The following is a 13,119-nucleotide window of genomic DNA, read 5'->3' as shown; positions in this document are numbered from 1 at the left end:
CCGCTCCGTCACCCGATCGCCGGCCATCCCGCGAGTCGCGCCGCGGCCGCCGATGTGGCGCGCAAGAACTCCAGCGCCAGCCCCGACGGGTCGCTCGACGTGCGGACGGTCTCGTAGGGCAGCACGAACTCGCCCAGGGCCGGATCGTACGATGCGCCCGGCGGCACGGGCGTCTCGGCGTACCCGTCGGGCTCGGGGTAGGCATACGAGTAGAAGGCACCCTCGCGGCCGCCGCCCGGCCAGAACCCCGAGCTGCTGATCTCGTCGCAGTAGCCCTCGATCATGACACGATCGGGGCAGTTGGGCACGCCGCCCGGATGCACCGGCGCCGGCCGTCCGGAGAACCGGGTCGTCGCGATGTCGAGCGCGCCCCAGAACAGGTGGACCGGACTCGCCTTGCCGCGGAACTCGGAGCGCAGCCGGCGCAGCACGCCGTCGGCTCGGATCAACTGCTGCCAGAACGCGTGCGCCTGGGCCGGATCGTAGCTGCGGTGCTCCTCGTCGTCCGGGAACGGGATGGCCGGGTCGACCTCGTTCGGCGTCGGGTGGATCTCGAGGTCGACGCCCAGGCGTCCGAGCGCGGCGAACGTCAGGCGGTGGAACGCGGCGACGGTGATCGGGCGCAGCGGGATCTCCTCGCGGCCCCCCTCGCTGGTCCGCAGCACGAGCCGGTGATCGACGAAGTCGAACTCGATGTCGAGGACGAGACCGTCCAGCGGGATCGGACCCGTCGCGAGCCCCCGCGCGCTCAGCGAGAGCGTGACATGCCACCAGTGGTTGACGAACGGCGAGCCGACCATCCGCAGCTTCCCGATGATCTGCAGCCAGAGGTGCAGCGTGTCCCGGGTGGGGGTCCAGGCCTCGACGTCGAGGGCCGGCCAGGTTCCGGCACGGTCTCCCATTGCGGCCTCCGCTCACGATCGGTGGGTGTCGCGCCCAGTCTGGCGGATGCGGGCGTGCAGAGGGAGTCCCGATCCGCCGTCGCGCTCAAGCGGCCAGGTGGAAGGTGCTGGCGAACCGGTCGAGCAGGTCGCCTGGACCGCTCAGCACCTCGACCACACCCGTCGCGATCGCGCGGTCCGGCGGGAGCTCGCCCGAGATGAGCCGGCGGATGTCCGGGCCCGCGGAGAAGGCGAGATCGGCCGGGCCGTCGCCGCGCACGACCGCCAGGGTGGGCCCCTGCACCCGGATGAGCAGTTCGGCGGGCCCGAGCCGGGCGGCGTACGCCGTGGCCGGCAGGTCGGCCGCGACCTGCGGCCGGAAAGCGGTGCGCAGCGCCATCGTCATCGAGTCCGGGGTGATCACCTGCTCCTCGCGCGGCTCCCCCATCGCCTTGAACCCCCAGGTGCCGAGCGCGAGCACGACCGGCTCGAGCTCGCGACCGTAGGGCGTCAGCTCGTAGACGATCACCCGCGAGCGGGGCGCGCGGCGGATGATGCCGGCCTCCTGCAGCTCCTTGAGCCGCGCCGCCAGGATGTTGCTCGGGATGCGCGGGAGCCCCGCGGCGAGCTCGCCGTAGCGGCGCGGCCCGACGAGCAGGTCGCGGATGATGAGCAGCGCCCAGCGTTCGCCCACCAGCTCCAGGGCTCGTGTGACCCCGCAGTACTGCCCGTAGTCGCGTGCGGCCATGGACCTCAGGCCTGCTGCTGGTTCGCGTAGGCCTCGGGTCCCTGCTGGGCGGCGACCGGGTCCATCCAGCCGAATTCGAGCAGGTTGCCGTCCGGGTCGGCCAGCTGACGCTGGTACATGAAGCCGTAGTCCGCGGCCTCGCGGGGCTCGGTGCCGCCCGCGGCGACACCGTCGGCGACCGCCTTGTCGACCGCCTCGCGCGAATCGACGAAGATCGCCGTCGAGACGGACGGGTTGACCGCCGGGTCGCCGATCGGCAGGTCGGTGAAGGTCTGGAAGAACTCGCGCACCAGGATCATGAAGTAGTTGTGGTCCTCCTCCACGACGACGCAGGCGGCGTTGTGGTCGGTGAACTGCGGGTTGATGGTGAAGCCGAGGGCCGTGTAGAACGCCTTCGCGCGCTCCAGGTCGGTCACCGGCAGGTTGACGAACATCGCGGACATCGTGGTCTCCTTCGACGGATTGTTTCGATGGTGTGGATCGCTGTCGAGACCGATACTTGCAAAAAACAAGTAGGTCGTCAAGACCCGATCGTACCGAACGTCCGCGCCGTCGACCTCCGCCGGTCGTACGCTGCAGCTGAGGCATCCGCGGCCGCGTCGTCGCGGGGGCCGCCGACCAGCGACGACGGGAGACGAGATGAGCCGGGAGAAACGCGAACGGGCCGCCGAGGCCGAGGCCCGCGCCGAAGCGGAGGAGGCGGTCGAGGCGACCGAGACCGACGACAGCGGGATCGACGCCGACGAGACGGTGGAGGCCGAGGAGGAGCCGGGCTGACCGGATCGGCGATACGGTCGGGGCATGCCCGGACACGGATCGCGCCTCGACCGCCCCGCCCTCGTCATCGTGGACGTACAGAAGGGCTTCGACGACGCGGCCTTCTGGGGTCGCGGCGACAACCCGCGCTGCGAGACCAACATCGCCGCACTGTTGGCGCACTGGCGACGGCATTCCGCCGAGACGCTCGCGGCGGTGACCGCCACGAACCTCCACGGTGAGTTCGCGACGGTCGTGTCGACGGCGGAACTGCTCGACGACTGAGCGACGGCTCCGGCGCACGCGGCCGGCGCGAGCCGTCGGTCAGGACCGCCGAAGCCGCAGGGAGATCGTCGCGGCGCGCGGGCGCAGCGCGAACGCCGGCCAGACATCCGGGCCGCAGGCGCGGGATCCGAGACCGTGCTGGGCGGCGTCCACGATCAGGTGGCTCTGGGTCGATGCGGGCAGCTCGTACGGGTGACCGGCGGGCGCGATCTCCTGCGGGGTGTGCCGGGCGAGGGTGAACCCGGGTCGCCGGCCGTCCGGCTCCGGCCGGGTCTCCAGGGTGAGGAACGGTTTTCCCCCGCTGGTGAGCGTCGCCGTACGGACCGACGACCGGTGACCGGTCTCCTGGGGCCGCGCGTACGGGACGCTCAGCTCATCGATGCCCGCAGAGAACCGTCCCACCCGGGCCGCGTGGGTGCTGTCGGGGTAGGACTCGAGCGGTCCGAGACCGAACCAGTCCATGCCGTCCACCGCGCTCCCGCCGTCGTCGGCGAAGGAGAAGCGGACGCCGATCCGCGGGACGACGGTGCGCCACCCGCGCGAGGGCTCGATGGAGACCCGCAGCTCGAGGTCGTCGCCGGTCCGGACCCAGACCGTCTCGACGGCGACCGAGAGCGCGGAGTCCGCGGCCGCCCAGCGGGCGCGAATGCGCAGCGCGCCCGGCGCCTCCTCGACCGAGACCATCCGCCGGGTGAGCCGGTCGAGGCCCTGGGCTCGCCAGAGCTCCGCGTTCGAGACTCCCGGAATGCTGGCGTCGCTCCCGTCGACCTCCGCCGAGGCACCGCGGTCGTTGTCCGTCGGGGCACGGAACAGCAGGAGCGCCGGTCCGACGGCGGCCCGGCCGGCGAGCGTCACCAGCTCTCCGTCGACGAAATCGGCCGGGCCGAGTCCCGCCGTCCCGCGGGACGGCACCCAGCCGGTGGTCCGCGCGGGCACCGTGCGGGCGGGCACACGGGCGGGACGTCGTGAGCGGTCGGCCTGCGCACGGGCCACCGGGTGCCCCTCGGCCGCCCAGCTCGTCGCGTGCGCGAGGACGGCCTCCACCGTGAGCCACGTCTCGGCCTCGCCCGCGGCCTCGATCGCCGGGAGAAGCACCCGGGCCCTGCCACCGGGTGCGATGACCGGGACGTCGAGCGTGCCCGACGCGACCGGGTCGCCGTCGTGCTCCACCCGCCAGTCGAACCGCAGGTCGGACGTGTCGGCGGAGTGCCGCCGGTTCTCGATGTCGATGGCGCTCCCGTCGAACGCGAACGCGATCGGCTGGACCACCGCCGCGAACTCGTGCAGGCTCGGCATCGGGGTGTCGTCGGAGAGCACCATGCCGTCCATGACGAAGTTGCCGTCGTGGACGACTTCGCCGAAGTCGCCGCCGTAGGCGTGGAACGGGGTGCCGTCCGGGGTTCGGGTCAGGATGCCGTGGTCGCGCCATTCCCAGACGAACCCGCCGTGCAGTCGCGGGTGGGTCCGGGTGAGCGCTTCGTACTGGTCGAGGGCGCCGGGGCCGTTGCCCATGGCGTGCGCATACTCGCACAGGACGAACGGCTTGGTGCGCTGGCGCGCCCCTTGCGCGGGCGTCGCGCCGAACAGCGCGACGGTCGAACCGTCTGTGCCGATCGCCGTCGTCTCGGCGATGTCCGGGTACATCCGGGAGTAGACGTCGGTGTACTCCCCGGCATGGTCGCCCTCGTAGTGCACCGGACGCTCGGGGTCGCGGGCGTGCACCCAGGCCGACATCGCGGCGAGGTTGGAGCCCGTGCCGGCTTCGTTGCCGAGGGACCACATGACGATGCTGGGGTGGTTCTTGTCGCGCTCGACGGTCCGTTCGATCCGGTCGAGGTAGGCGTCGCGCCAGGCCGGGTCGTCGCTCGGGGTCGTCCGGCGACCGCCGCGCTCGGGGCTGATGGACTCGAATCCGTGGGTCTCCAGGTCGCATTCGAGGATGACCCAGAAGCCGAGTTCGTCGGCGAGGTCGAGCAGGCGGGGGTGGGGTGGGTAGTGGCTGGTGCGGATGGCGTTGACGTTGAACCGCTTCATCCGGGCCAGGTCTTCGCGGGCGTGGGCTTCGTCGAAGACGCGGCCGTGCACGGGGTGGGCTTCGTGCCGGTTCATCCCGTGGAAGACGACGCGTTCCCCGTTGACCAGGAACCGGTCGCCGCGGATCTCGACGGTGCGGAACCCGACACGCAGGGAAACCGTCTCACCCTGGGAGGCCACGGTGACGTCGTAGAGGTGCGGGAGTTCCGCGCTCCACGCCTCCACCGCACCCACCTCGACGCGTCCGATGTCACCGGGCCCGTCCCATACCGTCTCCACACCGAGGGCGGGGATCCGCAACGTGAGCGGGAACGCGGTCGCGTCGGCGACCACCTCCGGGTCGATCCAGCCGTGACCGGCTGCCCACCCGGTGCGCACCCACACATCATCCACGCCATCGGCCGGGCGGGCGAGGAGTGTCACGTCGCGGAAGATGCCCGGCAGCCACCACTGGTCCTGATCCTCCAGGTAGCTGCCCGGCGACCACTGGTGCACTCGCACCGCGAGGTGATTGGTCCCGGGCCGCACCAGGGTGGTGACGTCGAACTCCTGCGCCAGCCGGCTGCCGGTCGCGATACCGACCTCGACCCCGTTCAGCCACACCCGGTACAGCGACTCCACCCCGTCGAACCGCAACACGGTCCGCGCACCCTCCGGCCAGTCCGCCGCGAGCTCGAACGTGCGCCGGTAGTCCCCGGTCGGATTCTCGTCGGGCACATACGGCGGATCGATCGGGAACGGATACTGCACATTCGTGTAGATCGGCCGGCCGTAGGCACCGTCGCCCTCCAGCACCCAATGCGCGGGGACGGGGAGCTCGTCCCAGCCGCTGTCGTCGAACGTCGGCTCGGCGACGTCATCGTCGAGCGCGGCGGTCGGAGACAGCCGGAACCGCCAGGCCCCGTTCAACGACAGGGCCGGGGCATCACTGTGCAGCCAGGAGCGGGCCGGGCGGCGCGCACCCCGGCCGGGTGCGGTGTCGGAGAGGTAGGCGGGAGTAAGCACGGTTCTGCTTTCGACGGGGGTCAGCGGAGGACGAGGGTCCGGATCTCCCACGCGCCCAGAGCGAACTCGAGCGCGCCTGGGGCCGGCTGGGTCGACATCGGGCGGCCGAGCAGGTCGACGTGCACCGCCTCGACGAACCCGCCGGTGACGCGCACGGCGGCGCCCGTGTCGGAGAGGGCGACGAGACGGACCTCGGTGCCCGGGCGTCCCTCCACGGTCACGCGGCGGACGCTGGTCACCTGCACGTCGTCACCGTCTACCGCGAGCCCGGCAACTGCGGCCGGGAGCGGCGCCCCCGCCGGAGCGGTGCCGCGCACCACGAGCACGTCGGTGCGGAAGGCGTCGGCGAGAGCGACGGCGGAGGCGGACCGCCACCCGCCCGCGGACGGGACGATCGCGATGCGGTTCTCGATCCGCACTCCCAGGTCCTGCGCCCCGGGCGCCGCGATCTCGCTGGCAGCGGGCTCGTCGCGGAGCGGATGGATGTTGACACTGATCGAGCCGATCGCCCGCAGCACGGTCAGGGCGAGCTCGGAGCCGCCGTCGACCAGCTCGTACTCGGTCGTGTGGTCCACCAGCACGGTGGCCGGGCCGGCGGAGACGAACTCGCCGGCGGGGAAGGTCGGGATGGGAAACTCGCCCCAACCGCCCTCGGCCGTGAGGCCGCGCTCGGTGACCGAGAACTGACCGGCCGACGCCGACGACGACACGGGCTCGGGAAGCGGCACGTGGAACCGCACGCGGTGATCGGCCGAGCGGTTGAGGAACGAGGTGGCGATGCGCACGAACGGCTCGCCGACCCGGACCTCAACCACCGTCTCCACCTCGGTCGGCACCTCCGCGGCCGACCGCACGTCGCGATCCGCCGTCAGCGCCTCCGGCCAGTCGTAGCGGCGGGTCACCCGGAGGCGGGCGCGCAGCGGGCCGGATTCCAGCTCCTCGACGGAGACAGCGGTCGGCGCATCGATCAGACGGTCGTCGGCCGGCGGAGCGTAGTTGTAGCTGTCGCCGCGATCGCCGCCGTCCACCAGGCGTCCGACGCCGCGCAGCACCGTACCGTCGGTGCCGGTGAGGTCGAGCGTGCCGTCGGCGGTCACCGTCGCAGAGACGAGGCCGTTCGCGACGGTGCGGCCCTCCGCGGTGGCGGGGTGTGCGGGTGCGGGGAGGTCGGCCGGGGCGAGCGCCTCCAGCCGCACGGCCGTGAGCCCGGAGGCGGGGACGTCGACGGCGACGAGGGCGGTCGCCCGGGCCTCCTCCAGCGTCAGGACCCGCCACGCGCCCGGGTGCGCGGCGGCCGCGGCGGCGACCTCCTTGCGGAGCACGAGCAGGTCGAACTCGGCGGTCGCCGGCACCTCCGCCAGGTGGAACACGAGCGATCCGGCGGTCAGCTCGTAGTGATCGATCAGGCGGCCGAACAGCTCGCGGCGGTGGATCCGCCGCAGCACACGCTCCAGCTGGGACGCATCCATCGTCTCGTCGCTGAGCACGGTCGGTGCCTCGGAGGTGAGCTGCACGGGACGGACGACGGCGTCATCCGTGACCGCTCCGAGCACCGCGCCGACGGGCGGCGCGACGACGTCGACCTCGATGACCGTGGAGCGCGGGACGGGCAGGGTGTTCGCCACGAGCAGCGCGTCGCTCGGGACGACGGCCGCCGGCTCCGCGAGTGCGGCGTCGCGCACCGCACGGGCCGCCTGGGCGGCCTCGGCCAGGCGGGCCTCGACCTGGTCCGACGTCTCGTCCGTGCCGGAACCGACGACGGAGTCGTGCGCGGTCGACTCGATCACCTTGTGCCACGCCAGCGCGAGGAACGGCGCGTCGTCCCGCTGCGACCACAGGGCACCGGCGCGCTCCGCCTGCGCGATCGTGCGTTCCGCCTGCGCCATCCGCTGCTTGAGCGCCAGCCGCACCGACAGCACTCCGGGCAGGATGTTGCCGCGCACGTGGCTGCGCAGCTCGCCCTCGACGACGCCGGAGACCTCGTCCGTGACATGCCGGCGGATGTACTCGTCGAGCGTCGCGATGACGATGGCCCGCTCGTCGCTGGAGGCGCGACGCAGCCAGTCCGCGAGCCGCGGGTCCGGGGCGTTGTGGTCGGTCCCCGCCATCGCGAGCACCGGATCGCCTCCCCACCGCTCGGCCGTCATGTCGGCATAGTCGGCGAGCGCCCGCCCGATCTGGTCGGGCACGAGCAGGACGTCGAGGCCGTTGTCGTAGCCGTCGAACAGGAACTCCGTGCGCACCTCGGAGCCGTCGGGTGCGCGCCAGAGGAACGCGTGGCCGTCGATGCTCCCCGGCACTCCGCGCCAGAGCGCGGCGTGCTCGATGCCGGCCCGCGAGAGGATCTGCGGCATCTGGGCCACGTGCCCGAACATGTCGGGCAGGTAGCCGATGGGCATCGAGCCGCCGAGCGCTTTCGCCGCCGCCCATCCCATCTGCAGATTGCGCACGATGGTCTCGCCCGAGCACAGGAACTCGTCGAGCAGGATCAGCCACGGCCCGATGGCGAGCTGTCCGTTCGCCACCAGCGCCCGCACCCGGTCGCGATTCTCCGGCCGCATCTCCAGGTAGTCCTCGATGGCGGCCATCTGGCCGTCGACCGTGAACCGGAAGTCGGGGTCCGCCTCGGCCGTCGTCAGCACGGTGTCGAGGGCGGTCACCAGCCGGTGCCGGAACACCTGGAACGGCTCGTACCACTCACGGTCCCAGTGGAAGTGGGGGACGAAGACGGCGGAGTTCTGCATGGAGGGGGAATACCTTCTGTCGGTCGAGAGGGGCGGTTCGGACGGGCGAGGTGACGCTCAGCGCGTCACTTGAGCGAGCCGGCAGCGAGGCCGGTGCGCCAGAACCGCTGGAGGAGGATGAAGAGGATGATCACCGGGATGATCGAGACGAGCGAGCCGGTGATGACCGACCCCTGCAGCAGCGAGACGCGCGCCGTCTGGCCGTTCCACTCGAAGAGCCCGAGCGTGATCGGGAAGAGCGACTCCTTCTGCAGCATCACCATCGGGAGGAAGAAGTTGTTCCAGATCCCGACGAACTGGAAGAGGAAGATCGTCACCAGCGACGGGGTCATCAGCTTGAACGCGACCGAGAAGAAGGTGCGGAACTCCCCCGCGCCGTCGAGGCGGGCCGACTCGAGGAGCTCTTCGGGCACCGCTGCGGAGGTGAAGATCCGGGCGAGGTAGACCCCGAACGGGCTGACGATGCTCGGCAGGAAGACGGCCAGGTAGGTGTTCACGATCCCGGTCGCCGAGAAGAGGAGGAACAGCGGCAGCGCCAGGGCCGTGGTCGGCACCAGCACCCCGCCGAGGATCACGGAGAAGAGGAACTCCCGCCCCCGGAACCGGAACTTCGCCAGAGCGTAGCCGCAGAGCGCCGAGATGAGGGTGCCGACGGCCGCGCCGAGCACGGCGTAGATGACGCTGTTCAGCGCCCACTGCGCGAAGATCCCGTTGCTGCGGCTGAAGAGCGTGTTCAGGTTCTCGAACAGGTTGAAGTGCGAGAACCAGAGCCCGAAGGTCGAGGCGAGGTCGCCCTGTGGCTTGGTCGACGCGACGATGAGGAAGTAGACCGGGAGCAGGAAGTAGATGGCCAGCAGGAACATCAGGGCCATCGCCCCGGTGCGGCTCAACAGGCTCTCGCGGTGGACGCGCTGCGTGCTCACAGGCCGGCCCTCTTCGACGTCAGGCGCATGAAGCCGAAGCTCAGCACGAAGGTGATCAGGGCGATGACGACGGAGATCGCCGCGGCCTGCTGGTAGTTGTTCCCGGACGCGACCGCGTAGGCGAGCATGTTCGGGGTGAAGGTGCTCGAGATGTTCGACGAGATCTGCCGCAGCACGGCGGGCTCGGCGAACAGCTGGAGCGTCCCGATGATCGAGAAGACGGTGGTCAGGATGATCGAGGGGGCGATGATCGGGACCTTGATCTGCCAGGCGATCGCCCAATTGGACGCGCCATCGAGCTTCGCCGCCTCGTAGAGCTCCTGCGGGATCGACTGCAGGGCCGAGAACATGATGAGCATGTTGTAGCCGGTCCACAGCCAGGTGGAGACGTTCGCCGTGGACCAGAGGATCGCACCCGGTCCGAGGAAGTCGGGCTGCAGGCCGATGGCCTTCAGCACGTCGACGATCGGGCTCAGCTGCGGGGAGTAGAGGAACGACCACATGATGGCCGCGATGACGCCGGGCACCGCGTACGGCATGAAGGCCGAGATGCGGAAGAACGACTTCAGCTTCAGCAGCGGCGTGTCCAGCAGCAGCGCCATGATGAGCGCGACGAACAGCATGACCGGCACCTGGACGATGCCGAAGAGCCCGATCCGGCCGATGCTCGCCCAGAACTCGGTGTTCTGGAACACCTGGGCGTACTGCTCGAACCCGCCGAAGGTCGTGTAGGCGACGCCGTACTGGCCGCCGCTGCGCCGCACCACCAGGAAGCTCTGCCAGATCGCGTAGCAGACCGGCACCAGGTAGAAGAGCACGAACGGCAGGAAGAACGGGAGGAGGAAGGCGACGATGGTGCCGGCCCGGGGGCCGCCGCCTGTGCGGTGGCGGCCTCCGGCCGGAGTCATCGCGCGGGTCGCGCGTGGTGCGCGGGTCGCGGTGGCGGTCATGCGCGGATCAGTTGCCCGCCGTCGCCGGGATCGCCTGATCCTTCATCGACTTCAGCGCGGCGGCCTGGGCCGCCTCGAGGGCGTCGGTCAGGGTCCCGCTGCCTGCGGCGGCCTTCGCCATCGAGTCCTGCAGTGCGACGTTGACCGTCTTCTGCGTGGGGCCCCAGGTGAAGCTCGTGTCGATGTTCTTGGAGGAGTCCGCGAAGACGTCGAAGATCTTCTCGTTGTTGTAGTAGGGCACGCCCTCCGAGAGCGCGGGGAGCTTCGACCCGGCGAGCGCCGCCGGGTAGAGGCCGCCGAGCTTGTTCTCCAGGGCCAGGGCCTCGGGGTCGGTGGTCAGCCACTCGTTGAACTTGACCGACTCGTACAGGTGCTTGTTGCCCTTCATGAAGGCGACGGTCGACCCGCCCCAGTCGCCGGACGCCGGGCTGGAGCCCCAGGTCGGCATCGGGACGATGCTCCACTTGCCCGCCTGGTCCGGCAGGTTGTCGCGGAACATGCTGTAGCCCCAGGCGGCGCCCACGTAGCTGGCGATCTGGTTCTGCTGGTAGGCCGCGTACATCGGGGTCGAGCCGTTCGCCAGGTCGGTGCGCACGAGCTTCGCGTCGATCAGCTTCTGCCAGTACTCGGCGACCTGCTTGCTCTTGTCGTTGTCGACCGAGACGTGCCACTTGTCCCCGGCGTAGGAGTACATGTCGGCGCCGTTCTGCCAGAGCAGGCCGTTGAACCACTCGGCGTTGTTCGGGTCGAAGAACGTCATGGTCAGGCTGGGGTCGGCGTCGTGCAGCTTCTGCGCGTCGGCCGCGTACTCGTCCCACGTCTTCGGGATCTCGAGGCCGTGCTGCTGGAAGATGTCGCTGCGGACGAAGAGCGCCATCGGGCCGGTGTCCTGCGGGAACGCGAACACACCGGTGCCGGCGAAGCTGGACTGCGACCAGGTCCACGGCACGAACTTCGACTTCGCGTCGACGGCGGCCGTGCAGGCGGAGGCGTCGACGAAGGCGTCCTGCGTGCGCAGGTCGGGCAGCTCGTCGTAGCCGACCTGGGCGAGCTCCGGTGCCTTGCCCGCCTTGAGGGCGTTGCCGATGGTGCCGTACTGGTCGCTGGAGATGTTCTTGGTCTGGACCTGGATGTCGGGGTTCTTCTTGTTCCAGAGGGCCACGACCTCGTCCATGCCCGGGACCGTGTTCCAGTACTGGATGGTGACCTTGCCCTTCGACGGCTCGCACGAGCCGGCGGCCGAGCTGTCGGCCGGGGCGGCGCTGGAGCAGCCGGCGAGCACCAGGATGCTGGTCACCGCGGCGGCGACGACGCCCGCGGCGCGGACGCGTGTCTTCGTGTTGCTCATTTTTTCCTTCCGGTCGTCTGGCTTCTCTGCGAGACGGGTCGACTTTGACAAGGAGGCAGAGGGGGTGCTGCCTTCGTCGGGAATGGATGCGAGGCGCGACTCTCGGTTGGCTGCCGGGTCGAGCTGGATTAGCAAATCATATTTTCTAATTGCTCGCAACAGGATGTGGGAACCGTCAGCGAGCGCTCAGTCGGCGGACAGCAGCAGCGACGAGGGGCGCGGCGAGAACGTGTTGTCGAGCACCAGGGTCGCCGCTCCGACGGCCGCGACGTCGACCGGGATGGGCGACTCGACGAACCGCACCGGGTGCTCGGCGATGAGCGCGGGATCGGTCCGCACCGCCTCCGGAAGCACCGCCAGGATCGCGGCGGCGATCGGAGACCAGAACGGTCCGCCGAAGATCACCTCGTCGATGTCGAGCAGGTTCACGATGACCACGATGGAGCGCGCGAGCGCCCGGGCGGTGTCCTGGAGGATGACGGCGACGCGCTCGTCGCCCGCCGCCCCCAGCACCGCGAGCCGCGCGAACGCCTTCTCGACCTGGGCGAGGTCGTCGGGATCGCCCGCCTCGGCCGGCGAGAGGACCCCGTCGAGCACGGCGCGCTCCACCAGGGCGCGCGGGACGGTGATGTAGCCGACGCATCCGCGACGCCCGCACGTGCACACCGGGCCGGTGGGGTCCACCGTGATGTGGCCGGCGTCGCCGGCGTTGGAGGTGATCCCGCGCACGACCTCCCCGGACACGGAGAGCCCGGTGCCGAGGCCGGTGCCGTAGTACATGAACGCGAAGTCACGGCTCCGGCCCGGCTCGGCGAACCAGAGCTCCGCGACCACGGCCGCCGTCGTGTCCTTCTCGATCAGCACCGGCAGACCCGTCGCCTCGCCGAGCGCGCGACGCAGCGGCACGAGATGCCAGTTCGGCATCATCGGCGGGTTGAGCACGACGCCGTCGTCGACGTTGATGGGGCCGGGCGACGCGATCCCGATGCCGAGGATGCGCGAGCGGTCGACCGTCGAGGCCGCGATCAGATCCTCGATGGCCTCCGCCATCTCCCGGATCACGGCGCTCGGGTCGCCGGCCGTCGGCGTGCCGGTGAGCGCATGGTCGCGCACGGAGCCGGCGAGGTCGACCAGCACGTACGTGACGGCCGCCGGATCGATGTGCACCCCGACGGCGAAGCCCCCGCCCGGATTGAGCTTCAGCACGGCCGCCGGCTTGCCCGGTCCCGCGATGCGGGTGCCGTGCTCCTCGATGAGCCCGGCCTCCAGGAGGCGGCGGCAGACGTTCGTCACCGTCATGCCGCTGAGCGCCGTCAGTCCCGCGACCTCGGCGCGCGTGATCCCCTCCGGTCGGCGGCGGATCGCGTCCAGGACGACCGCCTGGTTGTATTCGCCGACGGCGGGGAGGTTCGTCCCCGTACGCTCCACCATCCGGCCTCCCATTC

The 13,119-nt window shown here is 70.8% G+C and carries 11 protein-coding genes; 2 read left to right on the top strand and 9 right to left on the bottom strand.

Annotated features, from left to right (window positions below):
* Positions 1-8: 8 nt before the first annotated feature.
* From U870_RS0105390 to U870_RS0105380, 3 genes are all read right to left on the bottom strand, one after another.
* Complete coding sequence (locus U870_RS0105390; protein WP_025156389.1) at positions 9-902, bottom strand: DUF5996 family protein; 894 nt, start codon at positions 900-902, stop codon at positions 9-11.
* Between the two features lie 85 nt (positions 903-987).
* Positions 988-1,629: a winged helix-turn-helix transcriptional regulator gene (locus U870_RS0105385; RefSeq protein WP_025156388.1), complete on the bottom strand. Its 642-nt coding sequence runs from the start codon at positions 1,627-1,629 to the stop codon at positions 988-990.
* Positions 1,630-1,634: 5 nt separating this feature from the next.
* Complete coding sequence (locus U870_RS0105380) at positions 1,635-2,072, bottom strand: VOC family protein (protein WP_025156387.1); 438 nt, start codon at positions 2,070-2,072, stop codon at positions 1,635-1,637.
* Positions 2,073-2,268: 196 nt separating this feature from the next.
* Between U870_RS0105380 and U870_RS24615 the strand changes: the two genes are divergently transcribed.
* Both U870_RS24615 and U870_RS23975 read left to right on the top strand, forming a co-directional pair.
* Positions 2,269-2,406: a hypothetical protein gene (locus U870_RS24615; protein WP_205288726.1), complete on the top strand. Its 138-nt coding sequence runs from the start codon at positions 2,269-2,271 to the stop codon at positions 2,404-2,406.
* Between the two features lie 24 nt (positions 2,407-2,430).
* Positions 2,431-2,670, top strand: a complete 240-nt coding sequence (locus U870_RS23975; RefSeq protein WP_025156386.1) for a hypothetical protein — start codon at positions 2,431-2,433, stop codon at positions 2,668-2,670.
* A 39-nt stretch (positions 2,671-2,709) separates the two neighbouring features.
* Here U870_RS23975 and U870_RS0105365 read toward each other — a convergent pair whose 3' ends face one another.
* From U870_RS0105365 to U870_RS0105340, 6 genes are all read right to left on the bottom strand, one after another.
* Positions 2,710-5,709, bottom strand: a complete 3,000-nt coding sequence (locus U870_RS0105365) for a glycoside hydrolase family 2 TIM barrel-domain containing protein (protein WP_025156385.1) — start codon at positions 5,707-5,709, stop codon at positions 2,710-2,712.
* Positions 5,710-5,729: 20 nt separating this feature from the next.
* Complete coding sequence (locus U870_RS0105360; protein WP_025156384.1) at positions 5,730-8,453, bottom strand: glycoside hydrolase family 38 C-terminal domain-containing protein; 2,724 nt, start codon at positions 8,451-8,453, stop codon at positions 5,730-5,732.
* A 65-nt stretch (positions 8,454-8,518) separates the two neighbouring features.
* Positions 8,519-9,376, bottom strand: a complete 858-nt coding sequence (locus tag U870_RS0105355) for a carbohydrate ABC transporter permease (RefSeq protein ID WP_025156383.1) — start codon at positions 9,374-9,376, stop codon at positions 8,519-8,521.
* Positions 9,373-10,326 carry a carbohydrate ABC transporter permease gene (locus U870_RS0105350; protein ID WP_025156382.1) on the bottom strand — a complete coding sequence of 318 codons (954 nt, stop codon included), beginning with the start codon at positions 10,324-10,326 and terminating at the stop codon, positions 9,373-9,375. The genes U870_RS0105355 and U870_RS0105350 overlap by 4 nt, the downstream gene beginning before the upstream one ends.
* A 7-nt stretch (positions 10,327-10,333) precedes the next feature.
* Complete coding sequence (locus U870_RS0105345) at positions 10,334-11,674, bottom strand: ABC transporter substrate-binding protein (protein WP_025156381.1); 1,341 nt, start codon at positions 11,672-11,674, stop codon at positions 10,334-10,336.
* Between the two features lie 186 nt (positions 11,675-11,860).
* Positions 11,861-13,105 carry an ROK family transcriptional regulator gene (locus U870_RS0105340; protein ID WP_025156380.1) on the bottom strand — a complete coding sequence of 415 codons (1,245 nt, stop codon included), beginning with the start codon at positions 13,103-13,105 and terminating at the stop codon, positions 11,861-11,863.
* Between the last annotated feature and the right edge of the window lie 14 nt (positions 13,106-13,119).

The sequence above is a fragment of the Leifsonia aquatica H1aii genome, assembly GCF_000633535.1.
Taxonomy (GTDB): domain Bacteria; phylum Actinomycetota; class Actinomycetes; order Actinomycetales; family Microbacteriaceae; genus Leifsonia; species Leifsonia aquatica_A.
This window is presented reverse-complemented; position numbering and strand designations above follow the sequence as displayed.

Excerpts from the sequence above, each read along its gene's own strand:
- U870_RS0105390 (WP_025156389.1), bottom strand. The coding sequence starts at position 902 with ATGGGAGACCGTGCCGGAACCTGGCCGGCCCTCGACGTCGAGGCCTGG.
- U870_RS0105385 (WP_025156388.1), bottom strand. The coding sequence starts at position 1,629 with ATGGCCGCACGCGACTACGGGCAGTACTGCGGGGTCACACGAGCCCTG.
- U870_RS0105380 (WP_025156387.1), bottom strand. The coding sequence starts at position 2,072 with ATGTCCGCGATGTTCGTCAACCTGCCGGTGACCGACCTGGAGCGCGCG.
- U870_RS24615 (WP_205288726.1), top strand. The coding sequence starts at position 2,269 with ATGAGCCGGGAGAAACGCGAACGGGCCGCCGAGGCCGAGGCCCGCGCC.
- U870_RS23975 (WP_025156386.1), top strand. The coding sequence starts at position 2,431 with ATGCCCGGACACGGATCGCGCCTCGACCGCCCCGCCCTCGTCATCGTG.
- U870_RS0105360 (WP_025156384.1), bottom strand. The coding sequence starts at position 8,453 with ATGCAGAACTCCGCCGTCTTCGTCCCCCACTTCCACTGGGACCGTGAG.
- U870_RS0105350 (WP_025156382.1), bottom strand. The coding sequence starts at position 10,326 with ATGACCGCCACCGCGACCCGCGCACCACGCGCGACCCGCGCGATGACT.
- U870_RS0105345 (WP_025156381.1), bottom strand. The coding sequence starts at position 11,674 with ATGAGCAACACGAAGACACGCGTCCGCGCCGCGGGCGTCGTCGCCGCC.
- U870_RS0105340 (WP_025156380.1), bottom strand. The coding sequence starts at position 13,105 with ATGGTGGAGCGTACGGGGACGAACCTCCCCGCCGTCGGCGAATACAAC.